This window comes from Sphingomonas sp. P3_C6 (assembly GCF_056402595.1).
In genome coordinates this window covers 1-23017 of the sequence record NZ_JBFUHB010000040.1, presented here as the reverse complement: position 1 = coordinate 23017, position 23017 = coordinate 1, and the positions used below count along the sequence as shown (strand labels likewise).

The 23017-nt window shown below is 65.9% G+C and carries 24 protein-coding genes; 4 read left to right on the top strand and 20 right to left on the bottom strand.

Annotated elements, in window-relative coordinates:
* Positions 1–27: 27 nt before the first annotated feature.
* The 11 genes from AC1DT7_RS22745 to AC1DT7_RS22695 all read right to left on the bottom strand — a co-directional run bounded on the left by AC1DT7_RS22745 (position 28) and on the right by AC1DT7_RS22695 (position 10517).
* Positions 28–597, bottom strand: a complete 570-nt coding sequence (locus AC1DT7_RS22745) for a TetR/AcrR family transcriptional regulator (RefSeq protein WP_478038455.1) — start codon at positions 595–597, stop codon at positions 28–30.
* Positions 598–765: 168 nt separating this feature from the next.
* Positions 766–1575, bottom strand: coding sequence for a DUF2189 domain-containing protein (locus AC1DT7_RS22740; RefSeq protein WP_478038454.1), 810 nt, complete (start codon positions 1573–1575; stop codon positions 766–768).
* Positions 1576–1711: 136 nt separating this feature from the next.
* On the bottom strand, positions 1712–2800 hold the full coding sequence (locus tag AC1DT7_RS22735) for a serine hydrolase domain-containing protein (protein WP_478038453.1): 1089 nt from the start codon (positions 2798–2800) through the stop codon (positions 1712–1714).
* The gene (locus AC1DT7_RS22730; protein ID WP_478038452.1) at positions 2797–3795 is read right to left on the bottom strand and encodes an inorganic phosphate transporter; all 999 of its coding nucleotides are present in this window, start codon (positions 3793–3795) and stop codon (positions 2797–2799) included. The genes AC1DT7_RS22735 and AC1DT7_RS22730 overlap by 4 nt, the downstream gene beginning before the upstream one ends.
* Positions 3796–3803: 8 nt before the next feature.
* Positions 3804–4919, bottom strand: a complete 1116-nt coding sequence (locus tag AC1DT7_RS22725; RefSeq protein WP_478038460.1) for a DUF47 family protein — start codon at positions 4917–4919, stop codon at positions 3804–3806.
* A gap of 73 nt (positions 4920–4992) precedes the next feature.
* A complete protein-coding gene (locus tag AC1DT7_RS22720; protein WP_478038451.1) occupies positions 4993–5706 on the bottom strand; it encodes a haloacid dehalogenase type II in 714 nt (237 codons plus the stop codon).
* A gap of 27 nt (positions 5707–5733) precedes the next feature.
* Positions 5734–6465 carry a hypothetical protein gene (locus AC1DT7_RS22715; protein WP_478038450.1) on the bottom strand — a complete coding sequence of 244 codons (732 nt, stop codon included), beginning with the start codon at positions 6463–6465 and terminating at the stop codon, positions 5734–5736.
* A gap of 29 nt (positions 6466–6494) precedes the next feature.
* Positions 6495–7595, bottom strand: a complete 1101-nt coding sequence (gene hisC / locus AC1DT7_RS22710) for a histidinol-phosphate transaminase (RefSeq protein WP_478038449.1) — start codon at positions 7593–7595, stop codon at positions 6495–6497.
* A 259-nt stretch (positions 7596–7854) separates the two neighbouring features.
* On the bottom strand, positions 7855–8256 hold the full coding sequence (locus AC1DT7_RS22705) for a hypothetical protein (protein WP_478038448.1): 402 nt from the start codon (positions 8254–8256) through the stop codon (positions 7855–7857).
* Between the two features lie 96 nt (positions 8257–8352).
* Positions 8353–10047, bottom strand: coding sequence for a DEAD/DEAH box helicase (locus AC1DT7_RS22700; protein WP_478038447.1), 1695 nt, complete (start codon positions 10045–10047; stop codon positions 8353–8355).
* Between the two features lie 89 nt (positions 10048–10136).
* Complete coding sequence (locus AC1DT7_RS22695) at positions 10137–10517, bottom strand: hypothetical protein (protein ID WP_478038446.1); 381 nt, start codon at positions 10515–10517, stop codon at positions 10137–10139.
* A gap of 156 nt (positions 10518–10673) precedes the next feature.
* On the opposite strand from AC1DT7_RS22695, the gene AC1DT7_RS22690 reads away from it, so the two are divergent.
* Both AC1DT7_RS22690 and AC1DT7_RS22685 read left to right on the top strand, forming a co-directional pair.
* Entirely contained in the window at positions 10674–11417 is a 744-nt protein-coding gene (locus AC1DT7_RS22690; RefSeq protein ID WP_478038445.1) for an HAD-IIB family hydrolase, read from the top strand.
* 98 nt (positions 11418–11515) lie between these two features.
* A complete protein-coding gene (locus tag AC1DT7_RS22685; protein WP_478038444.1) occupies positions 11516–12436 on the top strand; it encodes a GGDEF domain-containing protein in 921 nt (306 codons plus the stop codon).
* A 191-nt stretch (positions 12437–12627) separates the two neighbouring features.
* On the opposite strand, the gene AC1DT7_RS22680 is transcribed toward AC1DT7_RS22685, so the two are convergent.
* The 3 genes from AC1DT7_RS22680 to AC1DT7_RS22670 all read right to left on the bottom strand — a co-directional run bounded on the left by AC1DT7_RS22680 (position 12628) and on the right by AC1DT7_RS22670 (position 16185).
* Entirely contained in the window at positions 12628–13809 is a 1182-nt protein-coding gene (locus tag AC1DT7_RS22680) for a BaiN/RdsA family NAD(P)/FAD-dependent oxidoreductase (protein ID WP_478038443.1), read from the bottom strand.
* A 139-nt stretch (positions 13810–13948) separates the two neighbouring features.
* Complete coding sequence (locus AC1DT7_RS22675) at positions 13949–15505, bottom strand: sensor histidine kinase (protein WP_478038442.1); 1557 nt, start codon at positions 15503–15505, stop codon at positions 13949–13951.
* On the bottom strand, positions 15502–16185 hold the full coding sequence (locus AC1DT7_RS22670) for a response regulator transcription factor (RefSeq protein WP_478038441.1): 684 nt from the start codon (positions 16183–16185) through the stop codon (positions 15502–15504). The genes AC1DT7_RS22675 and AC1DT7_RS22670 overlap by 4 nt, the downstream gene beginning before the upstream one ends.
* A gap of 213 nt (positions 16186–16398) precedes the next feature.
* Here AC1DT7_RS22670 and AC1DT7_RS22665 point away from each other — a divergent pair, with 213 nt between their 5' ends.
* Positions 16399–17595 carry an acetyl-CoA C-acyltransferase gene (locus AC1DT7_RS22665; RefSeq protein ID WP_478038440.1) on the top strand — a complete coding sequence of 399 codons (1197 nt, stop codon included), beginning with the start codon at positions 16399–16401 and terminating at the stop codon, positions 17593–17595.
* Between the two features lie 45 nt (positions 17596–17640).
* Here AC1DT7_RS22665 and AC1DT7_RS22660 read toward each other — a convergent pair whose 3' ends face one another.
* From AC1DT7_RS22660 to AC1DT7_RS22645, 4 genes are all read right to left on the bottom strand, one after another.
* Positions 17641–18531 (bottom strand): MlaA family lipoprotein, encoded by an 891-nt coding sequence (locus tag AC1DT7_RS22660; RefSeq protein WP_478038439.1) that lies wholly within the window; start codon positions 18529–18531, stop codon positions 17641–17643.
* 506 nt (positions 18532–19037) lie between these two features.
* Entirely contained in the window at positions 19038–19568 is a 531-nt protein-coding gene (locus AC1DT7_RS22655; protein WP_478038438.1) for an SRPBCC family protein, read from the bottom strand.
* Positions 19565–20008, bottom strand: a complete 444-nt coding sequence (locus AC1DT7_RS22650) for an SRPBCC family protein (protein WP_478038437.1) — start codon at positions 20006–20008, stop codon at positions 19565–19567. Before AC1DT7_RS22650 ends, AC1DT7_RS22655 begins: the two co-directional genes overlap by 4 nt.
* The gene (locus AC1DT7_RS22645; RefSeq protein WP_478038436.1) at positions 20005–20334 is read right to left on the bottom strand and encodes an ArsR/SmtB family transcription factor; all 330 of its coding nucleotides are present in this window, start codon (positions 20332–20334) and stop codon (positions 20005–20007) included. Before AC1DT7_RS22645 ends, AC1DT7_RS22650 begins: the two co-directional genes overlap by 4 nt.
* A gap of 126 nt (positions 20335–20460) precedes the next feature.
* Here AC1DT7_RS22645 and AC1DT7_RS22640 point away from each other — a divergent pair, with 126 nt between their 5' ends.
* Entirely contained in the window at positions 20461–21726 is a 1266-nt protein-coding gene (locus AC1DT7_RS22640) for a thiolase family protein (protein ID WP_478038435.1), read from the top strand.
* Between the two features lie 62 nt (positions 21727–21788).
* On the opposite strand, the gene AC1DT7_RS22635 is transcribed toward AC1DT7_RS22640, so the two are convergent.
* A complete protein-coding gene (locus AC1DT7_RS22635; protein ID WP_478038434.1) occupies positions 21789–22445 on the bottom strand; it encodes an MAPEG family protein in 657 nt (218 codons plus the stop codon).
* Between the two features lie 2 nt (positions 22446–22447).
* Positions 22448–23017: dihydrolipoamide acetyltransferase family protein (locus tag AC1DT7_RS22630; protein ID WP_478038433.1), on the bottom strand; the 570-nt coding region annotated here is incomplete at its 5' end.

Below are 23017 nucleotides of genomic sequence, written 5' to 3'. Positions count from 1 at the left end.
CCGGTGGAAAGAAGCGGGGCGCGGGGATCAGCGATCGGTGCGGGTTAGTTCCAGCAGCATCGCATGGACCTCGGCCGGCAAAGCCGGGGGACGATCGGGATGCTGCAACGAGTTGAGCCATGCCCCGTCTGCTGCGAGGCGGACGAGCGCACAGGCCGGGTTGTCGTCGGTCGCTGCATGCAGCGCGACTCGGCCTTCCACCCAGCCCGCCCAGCCATCCTGAAGATCGGGGTCGGCCAACATCGCCAGGCACAGGGTGCGCAACGACGTGTTGCCGCCCAGCTTGTGGTCGGCGAACATGCCATCGAGATAGGCGCGGGTGAAGCGGCCATGCGGTTCGGGATCGTTCGCCATCTGGGCGTCGATCGTCTCGTCGGCGAATTCGATCATCGCCTCCTGCACGCCTCTCACGAGATCCTGCTTGGACGGGAAATGATGAAACAGCCCGCCCTTGGTGACGCCGGCGGCCTTGGCCACGGCATCGACGGTCAGGCGCGACAGGCCCTGCTCGGCGATCAGCTGCGCGGCTGCCTGAATCAGCGCGGCCCTGACCTTTGCAGGTTCCTTGCGGCGTTCATAACCAGAGGGTGGGAGCACGCAAAAAACCGATCGGGCCGTTGAAACCGACCGTCCGGTATCTTTGCCGAATGACGAAGTCAAATGGTCTTTCGCAATTGCAGCATTTAACGTTGCCGGACGCCACCAAGCCCCTTCTGAAACCGCGAAACGGCGGATGCTGGGACCGGTCCGGCAGGACTGCCTGAGTCAGAGGCTTCGGTCGATCAGCCGGGTGTAGAGATGCCAGCTGGCATAGCCGAGCACCGGCAGGGCGACCGCAAGGCCCATGAACAGCGGGATGGAGGCCAGCGCGAGCAGGACGGCTACGATCAGGCCCCAGACCGCGATCTCGACCGGATTGCGCCACGCCGCGCGAAGCGATGTCTGGACGGCGAGCACGAAATCGACCGGCCGATCAACAAGCAGCGGGAAGGACACGATCGTCGTCACCAGCGTGATCGCGGCAAAGGCGAATCCGGCCAGGTTGCCGAACAGGATCAGCTGCCATCCCTCGCTCGTGGTGAAGAGTCGGGTCACGAACGCCATCGTTCCGGCGGGGTCGAGCGTGCCGAGCGTCGCCTGGTAGATCGACCAGGCGACACCGATCCAGGCGAGGAAGAGCAGGCCAAGAAAGATGCCGAGCGCGGCGATCTGGGTCGCGGCGGGCCTGCGGAACGGATCGAGGAAATGCACCCAATGCGCATCGCGTCCCTCTTCGCGGCGACGGGCCAGTTCGTAGAAACCGATCGCAACGAGCGGGCCGAGGAGCGACAGACCCGCGACCAGCGGCAACAGGAGCGGAAGCATCCTGCCGCCGAGCGTGACCCCGGCGACGACCAGCATCAGCACGGGATAGAGGACAGCCGCGAGCACGATGTCGCCGCGTTTTTCCAGGAAATCGGACCAGCCTTCGCGCAGTGCCCAGTACAAGTCGGCGCGGGTGATGTCGCGGACGACGGGATCGTGACTCGATGATGCGGCAGGTGTTGCTGGCGTAGCGGGGACGATGGCGACCATGACGAGCCTCTCCTGGCGAGGCAGTGCGGGCCGCCGCCCGTCTCGCGTTCGTACTACTCCATGGCCCTCACGATGGCCATGCGGCCCTGAGGCAACGGACAATACGCCTGTCCGGGAAGGAATACAAAGGGCGGCGTCAGCCGCGGGTCGCCAGCGAACCATTGTTGGCCTGGCAGTCTCCAGCTTCGGCCTCGAAAGTCAGAACCGCCTTCAGGACAGCTTCGGACCGGCGCTGGCCATAGCCATGGCCATAGGCCGACGAGGTGATCGCCACGACGAGGTCGCAAGCCGGCACCACATATATCTTGTTGCCGCCATTCCCGGACGCGAACCACACGGGAATTGTCGTGCCGGCGAGCCGATGCTCCTTTCGATACCAGAAATATCCATAGTCATCGGCATAAGGATCGTCGGACGCGATATTCACGCGAGGCGTGAGCATCGCATCGATCCAGCCGGAACTGACGACCTGCCGACCGCGTGCTCGCCCGCCGCTGCGAACCATTTCCCCGATCTGGGCAAGGTCGCGCGTGCTCAACCAAAGATTGCCTTGTCCCTTGGTCATGCCGGCCGCGTCACCATCCCAACGCCAGCGGGTTATGCCCAGCGGTCCGAAAAGGTGTCTGCCCGCGAAGTCGCTCATTCTCTCCCGGGTCGCGTTCGCCACCACGACGCCTGCCGTATAGGCGGTAACCGAGTTATAGCGGTACCGGTCGCCGGGCGGGCCTGACCGGGGAACCGCGCGGACAAAGGCCAATGGATCGGCCGCGGCGTCCATCCTGTTCTCGTTGCCGGGAGACGCGGGATCTTCGTCAAACGCGGCAAGGCCCGATCGCATCGTCAGGACATCGCGCAGGGGCACCGACCCTATCGCGCTATCTGCCGCGCCGGCCCAATATCTGGCTACCGGATCATCGACCGACCGGATGGCGCCACGATCCTTCGCGATGCCGACCAGCAGCGCCGTCACACTTTTGCCGGCGGATCTTATGTCGTGAAGCTCCCGGGCGGACGCTGCGTTATAATAGCGTTCAGCAACCCGGCGACCGTCCCGCACCACCACGACACCGCGCAAGTCGGGGTGCTCGTCATGATCCCAGCGAGCCAGAACGGCATCGAGGCCGGGGCGCGCTCCCGCGTTCACGGGCAGGGAAGCCGTGGCGCCGAGCGCCAACACTCCAAGGCCGATGATCCACGTCGCCGTCGTGGCGCTCCTGCCGATCAAAGAAACAAGCCGGTGATCCACCAGGTCAGCGCCGCCACCAGAGCCGCGGCCGGCAGGGTCACGAACCAGGCGATGACGATGTTGCTGGCGACGTTCCAGCGCACCGCCGAGAATCGCCGCGCCGCGCCCACGCCGACGATCGCGCCGGTGATGGTATGGGTCGAGGAGACCGGCACGCCGCCGAAGGTCGCCATGAACAGGGTGATCGCCCCGCCGGTCTCGGCGCAGAAACCCTGGGCCGGGGTCAGCCGGGTGATCTTCGAGCCCATGGTGTGGACGATCTTCCACCCGCCCGACATCGTCCCGATGGCCATCGCCGCCTGGCAGGCGAGCACCACCCAGAAGGGCACATGGAAATCACCATGATAGATGCCCTGCGAAAAGAGCAGCACGGTGATGATGCCCATCGTCTTCTGCGCATCATTGCCGCCATGCCCGAGCGAATAGGCGGCGGCGGAGAGGAGCTGCAATTTGCGGAAGCGCTTGTCGACACCCATCGGGGTGAGCTTCAGGCTGGTCCAGGCGACGACCAACACCAGCACCAACGCAAGCGCGAGACCTACCGCGGGCGAGGCGAAGATGCCGACCACCGTCTTGAGCACGCCGGCCCAGACCACGACGCTCAAACCCGCCTTGGCGATGCCGGCGCCGAGCAGGCCGCCGATCAGTGCGTGGCTGCTGCTTGACGGGATGCCCAGCACCCAGGTGATGATGTTCCACACGATCGCGCCGATCAGCGCGGCGAAGATGACCTGCGGATCGACGATCTGGGTGGAAATGATGCCGGTGCCGACGGTCTGCGCGACATGCTGGCCGAACACGGCAAAGGCGATGAAGTTGAAGAAGGCGGCCCAGAGCACCGCGTGATGCGGTTTGAGCACACGGGTCGATACGACGGTGGCGATCGAATTGGCGGCGTCGTGAAGGCCGTTCAGGAAATCGAACAGCAAGGCGACGCCGATCAGGCCGATCAGCAAGGGGAGGGAAAGTATCACCGGGGGCGTCAGGCGTGGTCGATCACGAGACCCTGGATCTCGTTTGCGACATCCTCGAATCTATCGACGATCTTTTCCAGATGGCTGTAGATTTCGCGCCCGACGATGAAATCCATCGGCGCACTGGCACCGTGCGCTTTATACAGGGCCTTCAGCCCCGCATCGTGGATGTCGTCGGCATCGCCTTCGATCCTGATCAGGCGGGACGTAAGATCATGAAGGCGCGCCGAATTGGTGTTGAGCGAGCGCAGCAGCGGGATCGCCTCGGCGGTGATGCGCGCCGCCTCCACCACGATGCCGGCCATGTCGCGCATCTGCGGCTCGAAGCTGGTGACCTCGTACAGCTCGATCGACTTGGCGGTGCCGTTCATCTGGTCGATCGCGTCGTCCATCACGCCGATCAGGTCGGTGATCGCGCTGCGATCGAATGGGGTGACGAACACGCGGCGGACATCCTGCAGCACGTCGCGCGTGATGTCGTCGGCGGCATGTTCGTGATCGACGATCGCGGCGATGTTCTCCGCGATGGAGCCCTGATTGTGCAGCAGCCTGGCAAGCGCATCGGCGCCGGCGACCAAGGTTGCGGCATGCGCTTCGAACTGGTCGAAAAACCGGCCCTGCTTGGGCATCAGTGCCTGGAACCAAGCGACCATGGGTATCCTCTTTCTAGCCTGGGTCCGGAACGCGGGAATAACGCGCTGCGCCAGACTAGCCGGAATCACCGGCTCCCGGAAAGCGGCAATGATGTCTTTCAGCCCGGATTCGTCGACGGCCACCGCCGCGCGGGGCAGATCGAACCAGCGGGTATCGCGCTGATGCCGTTCGGGCCAGTCGGCGAGCTGTTCGACAAAGGCGACCGGATAGACGGTCACCACCAGATCACGGTTGCGCCTGGCACGATAGCGCTTGGTGTAGGAGAAGGTCCCGATCGGCGACGGGCAGGCGATACCGCGGATGCCGGCTTCTTCATACGCCTCCTCGGCGGCGGCCTCGTGCGACGCGAGCCCCTTGATCGGATTGCCCTTGGGAATCACCCAGCGCCCCGAATCGCGCGAGGTGATCAGCATCACCTCTGCGCTGCCATCGGGCGCGATACGGTATGGAAGGGCTGCTACCTGGTCGATCTTGCGTGGCTCCACATGTCACTTTTGTGACAACGGTCTCAGAATCACGCCGGTGCCAACAAGTCCAGTAAGATCAACATCCAAAACGCGCGGCAAGTTCAGTGATCGAACCTGCCAGATAGTCCCATTCCTGCCGGAAATGCCGGTCCGGCGCCGGGCGGCCGCCATATTCGAACGGGCGGTCGACATAGGCCGTGGCAAGTCCGCAGGCGCGGGCGGCGGCGAGATCGCTATGGTGCGCGGCAACGAGGCAAAGGCCGGCCGGGTCGATGCCGAGTGTCTCCGCCGTGCCGAGATAGGCCTTCGGCTCCGGCTTGTAGGCGCCGGTCACCTCGGCCCCGAGGATCGCATCCCAGGGCAGACCGCCACGCCGGGCCATTTCCAGCATCAGCGCGATATTGCCATTGGAAAGCGTGACGATCGGATAAAGCGCCTTGAGGCGGGTCAGCCCTTCGACCGCATCGGGCCAGGGGTCGAGGCGGCGCCAGGCGAAGGCGAAATGCGCGATGTCTGCCTCGGTCAGGCCGGTGACCTGATAGCGATCGAACAGCGTGTCGAGCGTCTCGCGGTTGAGCACATCGAGCCGGACGAAGGGCCGTCGCCCGGCGCGGCATTCCTCCATCGCGGGCTGGTAGAGGCCGCGCCATTGGTCGGCGAAAGCAAATGGATCGATATCGCTACGGCCTATCGCGCCGAAGAACGCGGCCGCCTCCCGCGCGATGCTCGTGCGCCAGTCGACGACCGTGCCGAACACATCGAACGCAAGCGCCTCGATCGGGCGGCTCATGCCTCCAATTCCAGTCGGCGCAGGCGGCTAGAAGGCGATGAGGTCATAGGCGAGCTCTTTCACCCAGGGAGCGGCGATCTGATCACGGCGCCATTCGTGATGCGGATTCTGCTCCGACAATCCCGGAAACCCGCCCCATTCCAGTATCGCGATCCGCAGATAGGCGACAAAGGTCGTATTGTGCCATTCGTCCTGAAGAAGCGCGTCGAACCCGCCATCGGGAAGATGGATCGCATAAGGCGCCCCACCGCTGACATTGTCCTTGTGCAGTACGTCGGGCGCTATCCAACAAAGGAAGCCGCCTTCCGCACCGGATTCGTCTGCCGGCTCGACAAGTCCAGGCGATGGCCCGTCTACCGACAAGGGGTCCGAATAGGCCGGCAGTCCGTTGTCCGGCGCCCGGCCGACCAGATTCACCTCTCCCACGATTTGCCAGAATGCCCGAAGCGACAATGGCAACGGGCCGAATTCCTCATGCACGGCCAGAGCCTCGGGCATCATGCCGGCATGGGGCTTCGTGCGCGGTGTGCGGAAACCCGGCACGGCCTCACCGTCCGGATAGACTCCGAAGGAATAGCCGCGAGCCGTCAGACGATCGATGAGGCGATCGATGTTGATCGCCACGCGCTCCATGGTGACCGTCGCGACCGCCTCGGCATCGGCGACGACATTCGGTTCACATGTCCCGGGATCGAGGGCACCAAGCTCAGCCCAGACGGCCTCGTGATCGCCGACCAGATATCGTTGGAGATAGCTCATCTCGACTCCAGACTGGCGATGTCCGCCCCTCAGTTCTCCAGGGCGACGATCTCGCGCAACGCCTCGGCGAGCACGCGGGTTTCCTCCTCGGTGCCGATCGTCATGCGCAGTCCCTGGGCAAGGCCCTGCCCCGGCAGCCAGCGCACGATGATGCCGCGTTCCATCAGTTGGCGGTACGCGACCTCGGCGGTCAGCGCGCCTTCGAACAGGACGAGCAGGAAGTTCGCGTGACTCGGCACGACGCGCAGGCCCGCATTGCCGAGCTTGGCGATCTCGTCCGCGAGCCAGGCGCGCCACCGGATATTGTGGGTGCGGCTATGCTCGATGAAGTCGGTCGCGGTCAGCGCAGCGATCGCGGCCTTCTGGCCCGCCGTGGTGATGCAGAAGGGCGCGCGGATGCGGTGCATCGCGGCGACCGCCTCGGCCGAGCCGTAACCCCATCCGATCCGCTCCGCGGCGAGGCCATGGATCTTGGAGAAGGTGCGCGTGACGATCACGTTCGGCGCGTGGCGCGCGAGATCGAGCCCGCCGTCATCCTCTTCAGGCGTGAGATATTCGGAATAGGCCTGGTCGATCACCAGCATCACGTCCGACGGCAGATTGGCGTGGAGGCGCAGGATTTCGCCACGCGGCGCATAGGTGCCGGTCGGGTTGTTCGGGTTGGCGATGAACACGACCCGCGTGTTGGGCGTGACGCAGGCGAGAATCGCATCGACGTCGGTCGCATAGTCCTTGTCCGGCGCAACCACCGGGGTGGCACCGACGCGGCGCGTCGCGATCTCGTACACCGCGAAACCATAATGGACGAAGATCACCTCGTCGCCCGGGCCGGCATAGGCGCCCGCCGCCAGATGGAGCACTTCGTCCGAGCCGGTGCCGTAGATGATCCGGGCGGGATCGAGATCGTGATAGGCCCCGATCGCCTCGCGCAGTTCCGCCGCGCTCGCGTCCGGATAGCGGTAGAGATCGCCGACATGCGCGGAAAAGGCGTCGCGTGCCTGCTCGCTGGTGCCGAGCGGATTCTCGTTCGACGAGAGCTTGGCAATCGGCGCGCCGGCATCGGTGGTGGAACGCCCCGGCACATAGGGGGCGATCGCCATGATCCAGTCTTTGGGTTTCGGTGCGGTCATGCCGGGTGCCCTAAGGTCGATCCGGGCTCTTCGCAATGCCAGCCATAGGGGCCCGGGCATCGGGCACGCGTCCGTCGGCGGGCGATAGGGGGAATTACGAAATTTGAAAAACCACCGGGTCGACCCAATCTATAGTCTCTCCTGCCTGTGGGCTCACATCTGCTGGCAGCGGGTTAGGCCGGGGGGTGATCCTCCCGGCCTAGTCATCTCTTCCCGATAATTGGCAGTTTCATCCCTCCCCGCTCGCGAGGAGGAATGTTTAGCCGCGCGGCTTGGGCGGACGGTTCGGGCGCGGGCCGCGGGGCTTGGTCGGGTCGTTACCGCCGGGCTTGGGCGCGGGGGCCGGCGGGCGGCGGTGTCGCTGGGCATCGCGCGAAACCGGGCGCGGCGGTGGTGGCGCGGTGCGCGGGGCGGTCGAACCGGCCGGCGCGACATTATAGCCTTCCTTGAGCAGCCGGGTGAATGCGGCGCGCACGTTCGTCGCGATCGCCGCCTGGAGCTCCGGGGGCAGATCGGCGAGCGTGGTGTTCGCATGCACCGAGTTCAGATCGCGCAGCAGCGTGTTGGGTACACCCTTCGACGCTGCCTTCAGCGCAGCGATCGAATCGATGATGGCGGAAAAGACGATGTCCTGCATCACGTCGGTGGCTGATTTGCTCATCGGCGCGCCCTAGAGCGATTTGCCGCGCGCTGGAACTGCAAAATTGCCGATTTCCGCACCGTTACCCCGGACCGGTTCCGGGGCAACGACAAGCCGTCAGGTCCGGGGCCGCTTGCGCAAGGTCGGGCGCGGCTGATGGCGCACCGGCGCCGGACCGTTGTGGCGGCGCGGCTCGCGGGTGGCCTGTTGCGGGCCGCCTTCCATCACCTCGAACTGGACGCCGCCCTCGGCTTCTTCGCCGACGGTACGCTTGACCGAGGCCATGAACTTGCCGGCGATGGCGCGGGGAATCTGGAACGCCGTCTCGTTCGGACCGATGCGGATCGCGCCTACCTCGTTCTTGGTGATGTGCCCGCGACGGCAGATCAGCGGCAGAATCCAGCGCGGATCGGCGTTCTGACGACGGCCGATGTCCATGCGGAACCAGACGATATCGTCGAAGCCCTCACGATGATGCTCCCTGCCCTCCGGCTGAGCAGACCCCTGGGTCAGCATCTCTTCCGGCGCGGGCAGGCGCGCGCGATAGGTCTTCACCAAAGCCGCCGCGATATCCTCTGGCGACTTCTGCTCCATCAGCGTCGCCGCGAGCGCGCGGTCGTCGTCGTCGACTTCGATCGTCTCGAGCAGCATTTCCATCAGGCGGGTACGATCGGCCTTGCGGATATCGTCGGCGGTGGGCGCATTGACCCACTCCACCGCGATGCGCGCGCCGCGCAGCATCATCTCGACCCGGCGCTTGCGCTGGAACGGGACGATCAGGACCGCCGTGCCCTTCTTGCCCGCGCGACCGGTGCGGCCCGAACGGTGCTGAAGCGTCTCGGCATCGCGCGGCAGCTCGACATGGACGACCAGGCTTAGCGACGGCAGATCGATGCCGCGTGCGGCGACATCGGTCGCGACGCAGACCCGGGCGCGCTTGTCGCGCAGTGCCTGCATCGCGGCGTTGCGTTCGTTCTGGGTATGCTCGCCCGACAGCGCGACCGCGGCGAAGCCGCGCTCGACCAGGCTGGCATGGAGATGGCGGACATTATCGCGCGTCGCGCAGAACAGCATCGCCGATTCGGCTTCGTGCAGACGCAGCAGGTTCACCACCGCATTCTCGATATCGGCCGGGGCGACGGTGACCGCCTGATAGCTGATGTCGCCATGGCCGCGATCCTCACCGACGGTGGAGATGCGCAGCGCATCGCGCTGATAGCGCTTGGCGAGGGCAACGATCGGCTTGGGCATGGTCGCCGAGAACAGCAAGGTGCGGCGCTGATCCGGCGTCGCGTCGAGGATCTGCTCCAGATCCTCGCGGAACCCCATGTCGAGCATCTCGTCGGCTTCGTCGAGGATGACGGCCTTGAGCGCGCCGAGATCGAGCGCGCCGCGTTCGATATGGTCGCGCAGGCGGCCGGGCGTGCCGACGACGATATGCGCACCGCGCGACAGGGCACGGCGTTCGCTCGACGCATCCATGCCGCCGACGCAGGTGGCGATCTTCGCGCCGGCCTTTTCGTAGAGCCAGGCAAGTTCACGGCTGACCTGCAGCGCGAGTTCGCGAGTCGGCGCGATGGCGAGGGCGAGCGGCGCGCGCGCCGGGGGCAGCGTGCCTTCCTCGCCGAGAAGCTGGGGAGCGATGGCGAGGCCGAAGGCGACCGTCTTGCCGGAGCCGGTCTGCGCCGAGACGATCATGTCACGGCCCTCGGCTTCGGGTTGGATCACCGCGGCTTGCACGGGGGTGGGCGCGGCGTAACCACGGGCGGAGAGCGCTTCGGCGAGAAGCGTGGGCAGCGTTGAGAAGGGCATGATATTCCGGATATGGGGGCACGCGTCGTCGCGGCAAAGCGGGGCCGTAGCAGATAATCCGGATTAAAGCACGCCCATGACGAAATGGGTCAGATACGCTGCCGCTTCCGGGCCGAGAGAAGCCCGGCACCGTGCGCCCGGTCGCCGGTCCGGTCGTCATCCGGCCGGCCTTCGACCAGCGAAACCGCCACGATCTGCGCCAGCGCGACGGGCAGCAGCACATAGCTGCCAAGCACCAGCGCAACGAACAACCCGACCGCCGTGACGGAAAGCATCAACAGGGTCAGCGCCGTCAGCAGCAGCCGCGCGCCGGTGATGCCGAACAGGGCGAGGCACGCCCCCGCCCCGACCGCGAAGGCGATCGCCACCATATTGGGCGCGGCAAAAGCGAGGAAGATCAGCGAGGCAGCGAACAGGCCGAGGCCCGCTTGAGTCCGACCGGACCAGGTGAAGGAATTCTGCGACGACATGATGCCCCCCGTTGTTCCTGGAGAAACGATGCGACTCCATAACGGTTCCCGGAGAGGGCGCAGGAAACCGTTCGGGAACTTCCGGACGGGTCGGGCGATTGCACGCGGTCAGGCCATACGGCGGCCACCCTCACCTCTTCCCCACAGGAGCAGCGCATGAAGCAACTGGTCGCCTTCGACCTCGATGGCACGCTCGCCGAAAGCAAGCAGCCCCTGCAGGAGCCGATGGGCGAGGCCCTGGCCGACCTGCTCGGCGTGGCGCATGTCGCGGTCATCTCGGGCGGGGACTGGCCGCAGTTCGAGAAGCAGGTGGCAAGCCGGCTGCCTGCCCGTGCCGACCTGACGCGTCTGTGGCTGATGCCGACGACCGGTACCAAGCTCTATCGCTACGACGCTAAATGGTACGCCGTTTATGCCGAGCTGTTCGACGACTCCCAGAAAAAGGCGATCTTCGAGGCGTTCGACGCTTCGCTGAAGGCGACCGGCTTCGTCCCCGAAAAGACCTGGGGCGAACGGATCGAGGATCGCGGCAGCCAGATCACCTTTTCGGCGCTGGGCCAGCAGGCACCGCTCGACGCCAAGGAACATTGGGACCCGGATTTCGCCAAGCGCAAGGTGATCCAGGCCGATTTGCGCAAGCGCCTGCCCGGACTGTCGATCAACATGGGCGGCGCGACCTCGATCGATATCACCCGCGAGGGCGTGGACAAGGCGTACGGCCTGAAGAAACTGCGCGACGCGAGCGGGATCGAGCTGGATTCGATGATGTTCATCGGCGACGCGATCTTCCCGGGCGGCAACGATTATCCCGCCAAGGAGCTAGGGCTGGATACGGTGAAGGTGCGCGATCCGCAGGAAACGCTCTCCGTCATCGCGGCGATCGTTGCCTGCCAGAAATGACACTTGCCATGCCAACAACCACCACTCGTTAACCCGCGCAGTATAGGATTTCCTCCAAAGCGGAGGAATTCCGCGGTCAGACTGCAGGATCGGGGACTATGACGGATGATGATGTCGGCGCGCTGGAGCGGGAGCTCCGCACCAGCCGGCAGATGTTCAAGGCGGCATTCCACGCGGCGGCGACGGGCAAGGCGATCGTCGACGTGACGGGCATCTGCGTCGACGTTAATGCGCCCTTCGCCGCGTTGCTTAGCTATGCACCGGGCGAACTGGCGGGCATGCATTTCGCCGACTTCACCCATCCGCACGACATCCGCGCCGATCTGCACCTGTTCGAGGAGGTGATGCGCGACGAGCGCGACAGCTATCAGATGGAGAAGCGTTATCTCCACAAGGACGGCAGCGTCGTGCACGTGTTGATGACCGCCACGGTGGTGCGCGACGAGCATCGTGCGCCGATCGACTTCATCTCCGAGGTGGTCGACCTGACCGAACGAATGCAGGCGCGTCAGGCATTGCAGGACGCCAACGCCAGGCTGCGGGAACTGGCCGTCACCGATCACCTGACCGGCCTGCACAACCGGCGCGGCTTCGAGGAGGCGCTGGCGGGGCCGATCGGGCGCGGGACATGCCTGTTGCTGGTCGATCTCGACCGTTTCAAGCATGTCAACGACCGGCTCGGCCACAAGGCAGGCGACATGGTGCTGGCAGAGGTCGGGCGGCGCCTTCCGCGCCAGATCCGCGATGGCGATTTCGTCGCCCGGGTCGGCGGCGACGAGTTCGGCATCATCATGCACCGTGCCGACCGCGCCCTGGCCGAAAAGACCGCGGCGCGGATCGTGAAGCAGCTGGGCACCGTGTATGAGGTCGATGGCAGCTTCGCGCATATCGGAGCGAGTGTCGGCGTGTCGTGCACCGAGGACGGCGCCGTGTCGCTGCGCGAGTTGGTGTGCCGGGCCGACGAGGCACTGTACGCGGCGAAGCGCGGCGGGCGGAGCCGGTGGGAGCTGGCTGCCTGATCCCCTTTTGCCCCGCTCCTACGGGTGAGTGGCTCTACCGGAGCCTGAATCCTCTGATCTGAACCGTCAGCCCGGACTGTTTCGGGGTCTACCGTGCCGCGTACCAACAGGCTTCTGCTTCTGCGGCCCGGTGGATGCCGGAACAAGTCCGGCATGACGGAATCGCGGGCTTCCTTCCGTAAGGTCAAACTCTAGACCACCTGACCGGCCGCCCAGCCGCTGGCCCAGGCCCATTGGAAATTATAGCCGCCGAGCCAGCCGGTGACGTCGACCGCCTCGCCGATCGCGTAGAGGCCGGGGACTTTCCGCGCCTCCATCGTCTGCGAGGACAGGCCGTCGGTGGCGATGCCGCCGGCGACGACCTCGGCCTTGGCCAGGCCTTCGGTACCGTTGGGGGTGAAGCGCCAGTCGGTGAGGTGCCGGGCGACTTCGTCGAGGCGCTTGTCGGTCTGGGTGCCGAGTTCGCCTTCCACCCCAAGCCGGTCGGCGAGCGTTTCGGCAAGGCGCGCCGGAAGATGCGCAGCGAGCAGCTTACGGAACACCGTACGCGGGTTGGCGCGTTTTGCCTCGGCCAGCCAGGCCGGCTTGAGATCGGGCAGGAAATCGATGCCGATCGCCTCGCCGTGGCGCCAATAGGAGGATATCTGCAGGATCGCCGGGCCTGACAGGCCTTTATGGGTGAACAGGGCCGCCTCGCGGAAGGCCGTCTTGCCACAGCGGGCTACCACCTCCGCAGCAACACCGGAGAGCGAACGGAACAGAATTTCCTCGCCGCCCAGCGTGAAGGGAACCAGGGCGGGGCGCGGCTCGACCACTTTCAGGCCGAATCGACGCGCCAGATCATAAGCGAAGCCGGTCGCGCCCATTTTCGGAATCGAGGGGCCGCCGGTCGCGATCACCAGCGATGGGGCGGTGGCAATCCGGTCGCCAAACGTGACCCGGTACCGGCCATCGGCATGATCGACCTCACGGATCGGCTGGCCAAGGCCGATGGTGACGTTGCCCGCATCGCATTCGTCGAGCAGCATGGCGACGATCTGTTTCGCCGAGCCGTCGCAGAAGAGCTGGCCGAGGGTCTTTTCGTGCCACTTTATGCCGTGGCGATCGACCAGGTCGACAAAGTCCTGCGCCGAGTAACGGCCGAGCGCCGACTTGGCGAAATGCGGGTTGGCCGAGAGATAGCGGTCGGGCGCCGTGTTGATGTTGGTGAAGTTGCAGCGACCGCCGCCCGAGATGAGGATCTTCTTGCCGGGTTCGTCGGCGTGATCGAGCAGCAGCACCCGCTGTCCGCGCTGGCCGGCGGTGAGCGCACACATCATGCCGGCGGCGCCGGCGCCGAGGATGATGGTGTCGTAGGGTTGGGCTTTGGTCATCCGCTTCTTCGTTCATCATGCCGGACTTGTTCCGGCATCCATGGTTCCCCGCGCACGACGGCGGTTGCGTATGCGGAACCATGGCCCCCGGAACAAGTCCGGGGTGACGGGCGGGCAATGGCGCGGGTCTCAAAGACGATCACGCCACCGGCAGCTTCAGCCGGAAACATGCGCCGGCGGGGACTTCCTTCGCCACGATCGTCCCGCCGGTCGCCGCGAGCAGCGAGCGGGCGATGGCGAGGCCGAGGCCTGCCCCGCCAGTCTCGCGCCGGCCAGTGAAGAAGGGCTCGAAGATGCGCTCCAGATCGGCGGTCGCGATGCCGGGGCCGTCATCGGTCACCCAGAGCAGCACGTCCCCGTCCGCCAGCTCGATCCGCACGGTCACCTGGTCCGCACCGGCCTGGCGGCTGTTCTCGACCAGCGTCTCGAGCAGGGTCTCGACCACTTCGGGCGTGATCTTCGCCATCGGAGCCTCGGCCGCGACGACCTCGACCGTAAAGCGATCCGAGCGGAAGGAATCCGCCACGCGCCGCACCGAAGCGACGATGTCCGCGCGGGCGCCGGCATCGATGCTCGCCATGTCGGCGCGAGCGAGATCGAGCAACCGCTGGACGAGGCGCGACAGCCTTTCCGCGTCGGCGGAGGCATTTGCGATGAAGCGACGGCGCTCCTCCTCGCTCATCTCCTCGCCGTGCTCGTCGAGCAGTTCGAGCGCGCCGCGGATGCCGGCGATCGGGGTTTTGAATTCGTGGCTGACCGCCGCCGCGAAATCCTTCAGATACCGCGAGCGGCGTTCGATCCGGTCGGCCATCGCGCGGAAATTGTCGTAGAGCACGGCGATCTCGATCGCGGCGGTGACGGGTGTCTCGGGCACGGTTACCCGCCCGCGGGCGATATCCTCGCTTGCCCGGGCCAGCGCGTCGATCGGCCGGGCGATACCGCGCGAGAGCAGGGCGACCAGCACCAGCAGGGTCATGAAGATCAGGGCGATGCCAAGCGCGATCTTGCCGCGATCCTGGTAGAGGCCGACGAACAGTCCGCGCGGGGTGCGCGACACCATGACAACGCCGATCACCCTGCCCTGATCGATCACGGGCCGGGCATGGTGGACCCGGATCGCATAGGCGCGGCTGAACAAGGCAAGCCAGCTCCGAGCCTCATAGCGGCTGCGCTCGCGCAGCACCGTGCGCGGGCTGCCGGCCAGCGCGGTGCGAACCTCGGGCAGATTATCGTAGTTCAGCATCACATCGTCGCGACCGAGCACGACGATGCCGTTCGCGTCGAGCAGGCGGGTCGCGGTCAGGGTCACCGCCGCCGCGTCGCTCGCCATCGGCATCAGGATACGGGCGACCGCCGCGGCATGGCGATCGGGCATGCCGCGCCGGGTCTCGGCCGGGCGCGGCGGCAGGACAGGCATGGTGCGCAGATCGATCGTCGGGATCTCGGGCGCGAGATAGCGCCGGGCGGTATCGGGCACGCCGTTCCGCCAGGCTGATTTATAGGCGGAGGCGAGCACGACGCTCTGCGAGATCAGCTCCGCTTCGGTCTGCTGGACGATGGTGTTCTCATAGACGCGCAGGAAAAGCGCAGCGACACCGGGCAACGCCGCGACGAACAGCAAGGTACCGAGAAGGATCGAGCGCAGCCTGAGCTTCGGCCAGTGCGCCTTGGCGACATTCTTGAGCGCAGCGATCAATCGCAGGTGCCGATCCGGTATCCTATGCCGGCTCGGGTCTCGATCATGTTCGTCGAGTCGAACTTGGCGCGCAAGTTGCGGACATGGCTGTCGATGGTTCGGTCGGTAATGGCGAAACCCGGACCGTGCAGCCGATCGATGATCGCGTCGCGGGTATAGACCTTGGTCGGATTGGCGGCGAGCAGCAGCAGCAGCTGGAACTCGGTGGCGGTGAGCGGCACGGGCGTCCCGTCCCATCTGGCTTCCCAGCCGTCGGTATCGAGGGTCAGCCGGTTACGGGTCACAGCCTCGGGCTCGGGCGGGGGCGCGCCGCGCTTGAGGATGGCACCGACGCGGGCGACCACCTCGCGCGGCGAGAAGGGTTTCACGACATAATCGTCGCCGCCGATCTCAATGCCGACGATACGGTCGATCTCGTCGTCGCGGGAGGAGAGGAACAGGATCGGCAGTTGCGCCCCCGCCCCACCGGCACCACGCAGCCTGCGGCACAGGTCGAGCCCGTTGAGGCGCGGCATGTTGATATCGAGCACCATCAGATCCGGCACCTCACGGCCGATTGCCTCGAACGCTTCCTCGCCATCAGCCGCCTCGCTCGGCCGCATGCCGGCCTTGCCGAGCGCGAAGACGAGCAGCTCGCGGATATGGGGATCGTCGTCGACGACGAGAATGCGGTGACTCATGGGTTTCATTGTGGTCCTGCGGGTGTGGCGGTCAACTGCGCTCTTTCCTTCCGTCATGCCGGAACATGTCCCGGGTGACCGTTGGGGTTTAGGCGAGGGCCATCGACTCCTCATCCGCTGCATGTGGAGAAATTGTGCAGACGCGCAGCCTTTCAAAATCCTGCAAGCCAGCTTAGAGCGTTCGACCATACCCGATCCTCGAAAGGTAACCTGATGCGTGAAGCCGCCATTGTCGCCACAGCCCGCACCCCAATCGGCAAGGCGTATCGCGGTGCGTTCAACATCACCGAGGCGCCGGTGCTGGCGGGGCATGTGATGAACGCGGCGGTGGAGCGCGCCGGGATCGATCCCGCGCGAATCGACGAGCTGTTCTGGGGCGTGGGCAATCAATGGGGCACGCAAGGCGGCAATGCCGGGCGCATGGCGATCTTCGCCGGCGGGCTGCCGGAAAGCGTGCCGGCGTTCTCGCTCGACCGGAAATGCGGGTCGGGGCTGACCGCGGTGGCGCTCGCGGCACGATCGATCATGTGCGACGAGATCGATGTGGCGCTGGCGGGGGGCATGGAATCGATCAGCCTGACCGTGACCAAGGACGCGCCGCGCTTCGTCAACAAATCGGTGATCGCACACGAGCCGGCCGCCTATATTCCGATGATCGAAACGGCCGAGATCGTCGCCGAGCGATATGGCATCAGCCGCGACGCGCAGGACGCATACGGCGCGCAGAGCCAGCAGCGCGCCGCAGCGGGTCTCGAAAAGGACGCCTTCCGGGAGGAGATCGCACCGATCACGGTCGAGAAGGCGTTGTTCGACAAGGAAGGCAACAGGACCGGGACCGAGACGGTAACGGTCAGCCAGGACGAGGGCATCAGGCCGGGCACCACGGTCGAGGCGTTGCGCGGGCTCAAGACGGTATGGCCGGGCGGCGAATTCACCGGGCCGGGATCGAACGTGACCGCCGGCAATGCGAGCCAGCTATCCGACGGCGCGTCGGCGCAGATCCTGATGGACCGGGCCACGGCCGAGGCCGAGGGCAAGGATATCCTGGGCATCTATCGCGGTTTCCAGGCTGCGGGTTGCGGGCCGGACGAAATGGGTATCGGGCCGGTCTTCGCCATCCCCAAGCTGCTGGCGCGGGCCGGGCTGTCGGTGGCGGATATCGGCTTGTGGGAACTGAATGAGGCGTTCGCCAGCCAGTGCCTCTATTGCCGCGATCACCTCGGCATCGATCCTGAGAAATATAACGTCAATGGCGGCGCGATCGCGGTGGGACATCCCTTCGGCATGACCGGATCGCGGCTGGTCGGCCATGCGCTGGTCGAGGGGCGCAAGCGCGGCGTCCGCTGGGTCGTGGTGTCGATGTGCACCGCCGGCGGCATGGGCGCGGCGGGACTGTTCGAGATCGTCTGAGCGAGATCCGTCCGAGTGGCGCCTGCCCGACGCCATGACACCAGGTTATGGATGGGCCGGTGCGGCCTCGGGATGATCGGCCGGTATCGGCGCCTGAGGATCGTCCGCCGGAGCGGGCGCGGGTGCCGAACCCGGCGCCGGCCTGGCCTGCGGAAAGACAGCCTCGACCGGCGTAATGGCTGGCCTGGGCGGTGTGCTGCCCTTGGTGTGCCCCATCGCATGTAGCGCGTCGATCTCGGCCTGGCGCCGGTTCAGATAATAAGCGCGCGCGGCCGCATAGGGATCGGGATAATCCTCGCGCAGCTTGTTGAGCTGGTCGTCGAACTCGGCGCGATAATCGACCGCGCTAAGGATGCCGGTCGGGATCGAATAATAGGCCTTGGTGAAGGGCGCTCCCACGGAGAGCGGCAACACGAGCCGATCGACCCCGCCGCCGATGAGATCGCGCAGAGTCGTCGGCCCGATCAGCGGCATGAATAGGAACGGGCCCGGCTTCACGCCATAATAGCCCATGGTGTTGGCGAAGCCGTTCGGGCGACGCGGCAGGTTGAACGGCTTGTTCTTCGCGACGTCGATCAGCCCGCCGACTCCCACGGTGGAATTGACCGAGAAGCGGCCGACCGTCTCGACCGCCTTGCCCGGCTTCAGCTGAAGCAGGAAGTTCAGGAACACCACCGGTTCCCGCAGATTGTTGAGCACGTTGCGCAGGCCGGTGCGGATCGGCTTGGGCACGGTACGCTTGTAGGTCATCGCCACCGGACCGACCAGGGCGCGGTCCACCGCCTGGGTGGCGGCGAAGGAATCGGCATTGATCTGCTGCAGGGGATCCCCGGCGACGGAGTGCGGGCGCGCCGTCACCACGATATCGCCGCGCTGGTCAGTCGGGCGCGGGGCCGGTGGGGTCGCTGCCGTGGGCGGCTTTGGCGTGGCCGGCACCGGTTGTTCCTGCGCCGGCGGAGCAGCCGGCACAGCCGGAGCGGGCAGCTCTTGAGCGACGGAAACGATAGCGAACGGGGCCTCGGAGGCGGCAGGCGCGACGCCCTCCGAGCCTATCGGCGTGCCGACCGACAAAAGGACAGCGACGATACCCGGAACGCTCATTTGCCGGACACGTCGGAAATGGCGGCCATGACGAAGGTGGCGTGAATGGCGGATACGCCGGCCCGAAAGCCTACCTCTGACGCAACCATCCGCACCCCCTTGCCGGCAGAACCCGAGACAGAACCAGTATCGATTCTGTCACATTACAGTCTGGCTCTATCCGGCAAATTTTCATGAAGGTAAACTCGGCGCCTTCAAATTGCCCTACTTAAAACACGCAGTAGCCATCCGATATTTTCTGCCCTCTCCTAAAGGTCGACTTCATCGACCCTGTGTTCATCGACCGCGCGACTTTCCGATGCCGGACCGGCACGGCCATGCCGACGCTACGGAACGGCCGGTCAGGCGTCTTCGCCCAGTGCCTCTCCGACCGCGATTTCGGATCTCGCGTGGAGCGCCCAGAAATCGCGGACCGGTTCGCCGGCGAAGATCGCCTGCAGCACCGCAAGGTGCGAATGCCAGCCGCCGCCGAAATTGGCCATGCCGGCCGGGCCGGAAATGCCGCTGTGAGTCAGCACCAGCCTCGTCTTGTCACCCATCGCGGTCAACTCGAATCGGGCTTCGCCCTCTCTGCCGCCGCCCCAGCTCCAGGCGACCAGATGGGGCGCCTCGAACGCGGTCACTTGCTCGTGCGAGGCAGCGCACCGATGCTCGCGATATTTCTCGGGATAAGGCACGTCGTCGGTCGAGAGATTGTCGTGATTGAAGACGAGATCGAGCGAGCCGCCGACCTGCGGCTCGAGCGCACCGCCGGCGAACCACCGGGCGCGCAGATCGGCATCGACCAGATAACGCCAGACCGTATCGATCGGCGCGTCGAGCACGCGTTCGAGGCGGATGGTATCGGGGGCGGTCTTTTCGAGGGCAATCATGGCTGTTTCTCCAAAAGATCGGCAAGGCTGCCAAGGATCATGGTCCAGCCCTTGCGGGTCTGGTCTTCATACGCGGCCCATTCGGGGTCCATCTCATGAGTGAGCGCCAAGGTGGCGCCCTGCCCCTTCGCGATGATGTCGATCGACACGCGGGTCCATTGCCCCTCCTCCGCCGGGTCGGCGGCGAAGAGGAAGACGAGGCGGCGGGGGCGATCGATCACCTCGAACTTCAGGCGATGATGCGCGTCACCCGACGCGCGGCGCTCCACGACGAGTGCGTGGCCGCCGACCCGGGCGTCGATCTCGACCTTCAGCATCTCGCCGTCGGGCGTCCTGAACAGGAATTTCGCCGCCTTGGCCGGATCTAGCCAGGCATCGAACACCGCCTCAGGCGACGCATCGACATCGCGGGTGACGGTGAGGATCACGGGGCTGGTCACTCAGTTCTCTCCTTCTCGGCTTTCAGCAGGTCTTCGAGGATATCGAGCCGCTCGTTCCAGAATTTCTCCCATTGGCGCAGCCAGGCCTGAGCCTCGCGCAGCGGCTCCGCCCTAAGGCGGCAAAGCTGCTGCCTGCCGGCTTTGCGGCGTTCGACCAGTCCGGCCCGCTCCAGTGCCTGGACGTGCTTCGACGCGCCGGCGAAACTCATCGCGTGCGGTGCAGCCAATTCGCCGATGCTGCGCTCCCCGCTCGACAGGCTTGCAAGCATGGCGCGGCGGGTGGGATCGGCCAGCGCGGCGAAGGTGATGTCGAGTCGTTCAACCATGTGGTTGTATATCACTTCAGCCGCAACAATTGTCAACTAATCGGTTGAACAATTCTTCTTGGCACGGGGTGCTTGCGGCGAGCCGGGCGCATGACCAGATCGACGGCGAAACGAAGGAGACCGGACATGCAGCGCTACGCCCAGCCTATCTATATCGCTGCCGGTCTTCGAACACCTTTCGGTCGTGGCGGCGGGGCGCTCGCCGATCATGACGCGATCACCATGGCGGTGCCGGTCGCCCAGGCGATGGCGAAGATCGCACGGCCCGACCTGTTCGTATGGGGCACGGTGATCCCGAGCCTTGGCTGGAGCAATATTGGGCGCGAAATCTGGCTCGACGCCGGGCTCGACCCGACCGTGCCGTCCTTCTCGTCGGTACTGGCTTGCTCGACCTCGATGATCGCGGCGTTCGCCGCGGCAGGCATGCTCGGCGGCGACAAGGATCTGGCGCTGGTCGGTGGCTCGGAGGTGATGAGCAACCCGCCGATCGGACTGAAGCTCGAAGCCTCGAAGCGGATCGTGAAGCTGTTCCGCACCAACCCGGCCGAGGCGCTTGCCGCACTCCAGGCGCTGACCCCGAACGACCTGGTGTTGCCGATCAAGGGTTTCGCCAACCGCATCACCGGGCGGACCATGGGCGATCACATGGAAGAGACGGCGCAGATCTGGGAGATCAGCCGCGAAGCGCAGGATGCCTGGTCGCTAAAGAGCCACCAGCGCGCCGTCGCCGGATGGGAGAACGGGTTCTTCGATGACCTGGTCATCCCGCTGCCCGAGATCAGCCGCGACGCCAATCCGCGCGCCGACACCTCGGCGGAGAAGCTCGCCACCCTGCCCGTCGCTTTCGACAAGACGAGCGGCAAGGGCACGCTGACCGCGGGCAACAGCTCGCCGATCACCGATGGCGCCGCCGCCTGCTGGGTCGCGACCGAGGCGGGACTGAAGAAGCTGCCCGAGGGCATCTTCCATGCCGAACTGGTCGATCACGAGACCGCCGCGGTCGACCATGCCGAGGACGGGCTGCTGATGGCGCCGAGCTTCGCGATCCCCCGCCTGCTCGCGCGGCATGGCCTGCGCTACGAGGATGTCGCCCTGTGGGAGATCCACGAGGCATTCTCCGCGCAGGTCCTCGCCAATGTCGCCGCGCTGGAGAAGCCGGGCTGGACGCGCGACCGCGCCGGTGTCGACTTCGATTTCGGCCCCTTCCCCTGGGATCGGGTCAATCCGAATGGCGGGTCGGTGGCGATCGGCCACCCCTTCGCCGCGACCGGCGCGCGCGACCTGAGCCAGGCGGTGAAGGAGCTGTGGGACAAGCCTAGCGGGACCTGGGCGGTGGTCAGCGTCTGCGCCGATGGCGGGCACGGCACCGTGTCGCTGTTGCGGCGGCCATAGGATCGACATCGCCAATGCCGCGGGCCCGGCTCACAGTCGGCCCCGGCACATCGGCGGCCTGCTCAGACCTCTTCGTCCTGCGCTCGCCAATGTTCCCAGCGCAACATGGAAACGATGAACAATTCCGCCAGGACGAAAGGCGCGAGCAGTGCGACGGCGCCCCACCAGCCGAGCCAGAGATAGCCGAAACGCCCGACGCAATAGAGCAGCACCATCATGCTCTGCACCATCCCGACCAGCCCGGCCGAGCGGAAGCGCGGGGCGAAGAGATAGCCGATCCAGAATATCCAGCGCGCGAGCACCCAGACGAAGGTGCAGGCCACCACCGCGCGCATCGATGCGCCATCGCGCGCCTGGACGGCGAGCATCAGCAGGCCGGGCACGAACAGCCAGAGCTGCTCGATCGTGTTCTGCACATATTGCCGGTTGATCCGCATCCGGCGCGATTCGGCCCCGGCCAGCGGATCGATCGCCCGGGTCACCAGCCGTTCGTGCGCGACCGCCTCGATGCCCGGCAGCAAAGCGAGCAGGGTCGCGATGCCGACGCAATGGAGCGCGAAGAAGAAGCGCGCCGTCTGGGTCGCCATGCCGGGGATCGGCGGCAGCGACCGGTCGAGGAAAAACCACAGCCCGATGGCGACCGGCAGGGCGAGCACCACGCCCATCACGAGCGTGCGCTGCTGCGCCTCGATCGACCCCGGGACGAGGCGGTTCGACATGCTCAGTCGGCGAAGAGCAGCACTGGCGTCTCGAGATATTTCTTGAGCGCCTGGACGTAACTTGCCGCATCCCACCCATCGACGACGCGGTGATCGCAGCTGATCGAGAGGTTCATCAGCTTGGCACGGACGATGTCGTCGCCGCGGAAGACGGGGCGCTCGACGATCTTGTTCGGGCCGATGATCGCGACCTCTGGCCGGTTGATCACCGGTGTCGTCGCGATGCCGCCGAGCGGCCCGAGCGAGGTGATGGTGAGCGTCGAGCCGCTGAGCTCCTCGCTCTTCGCCTTGCCCGTGCGTGCTGCCTCGGCGAGCCGGCCGATCTCGCTGGCGAGTTGCCAGACGTTCAGGTCCTGCGCGTCGCGGATCACCGGCACCATCAGGCCGGCCGGCGTCTGGGTCGCCATGCCGAGATGGATCGAACCGTGGCGCGTCACCACGCCCGCCTCGTCATCATAGCGCGCGTTGATCATCGGGAAGTCGGGGATCGACTTGCAGATCGCGACGATCATCAGCGGCAGCATGGTCAGCTTGGGCCGGTTGCCGCGATTGGCATTGAGATCGGCGCGCGC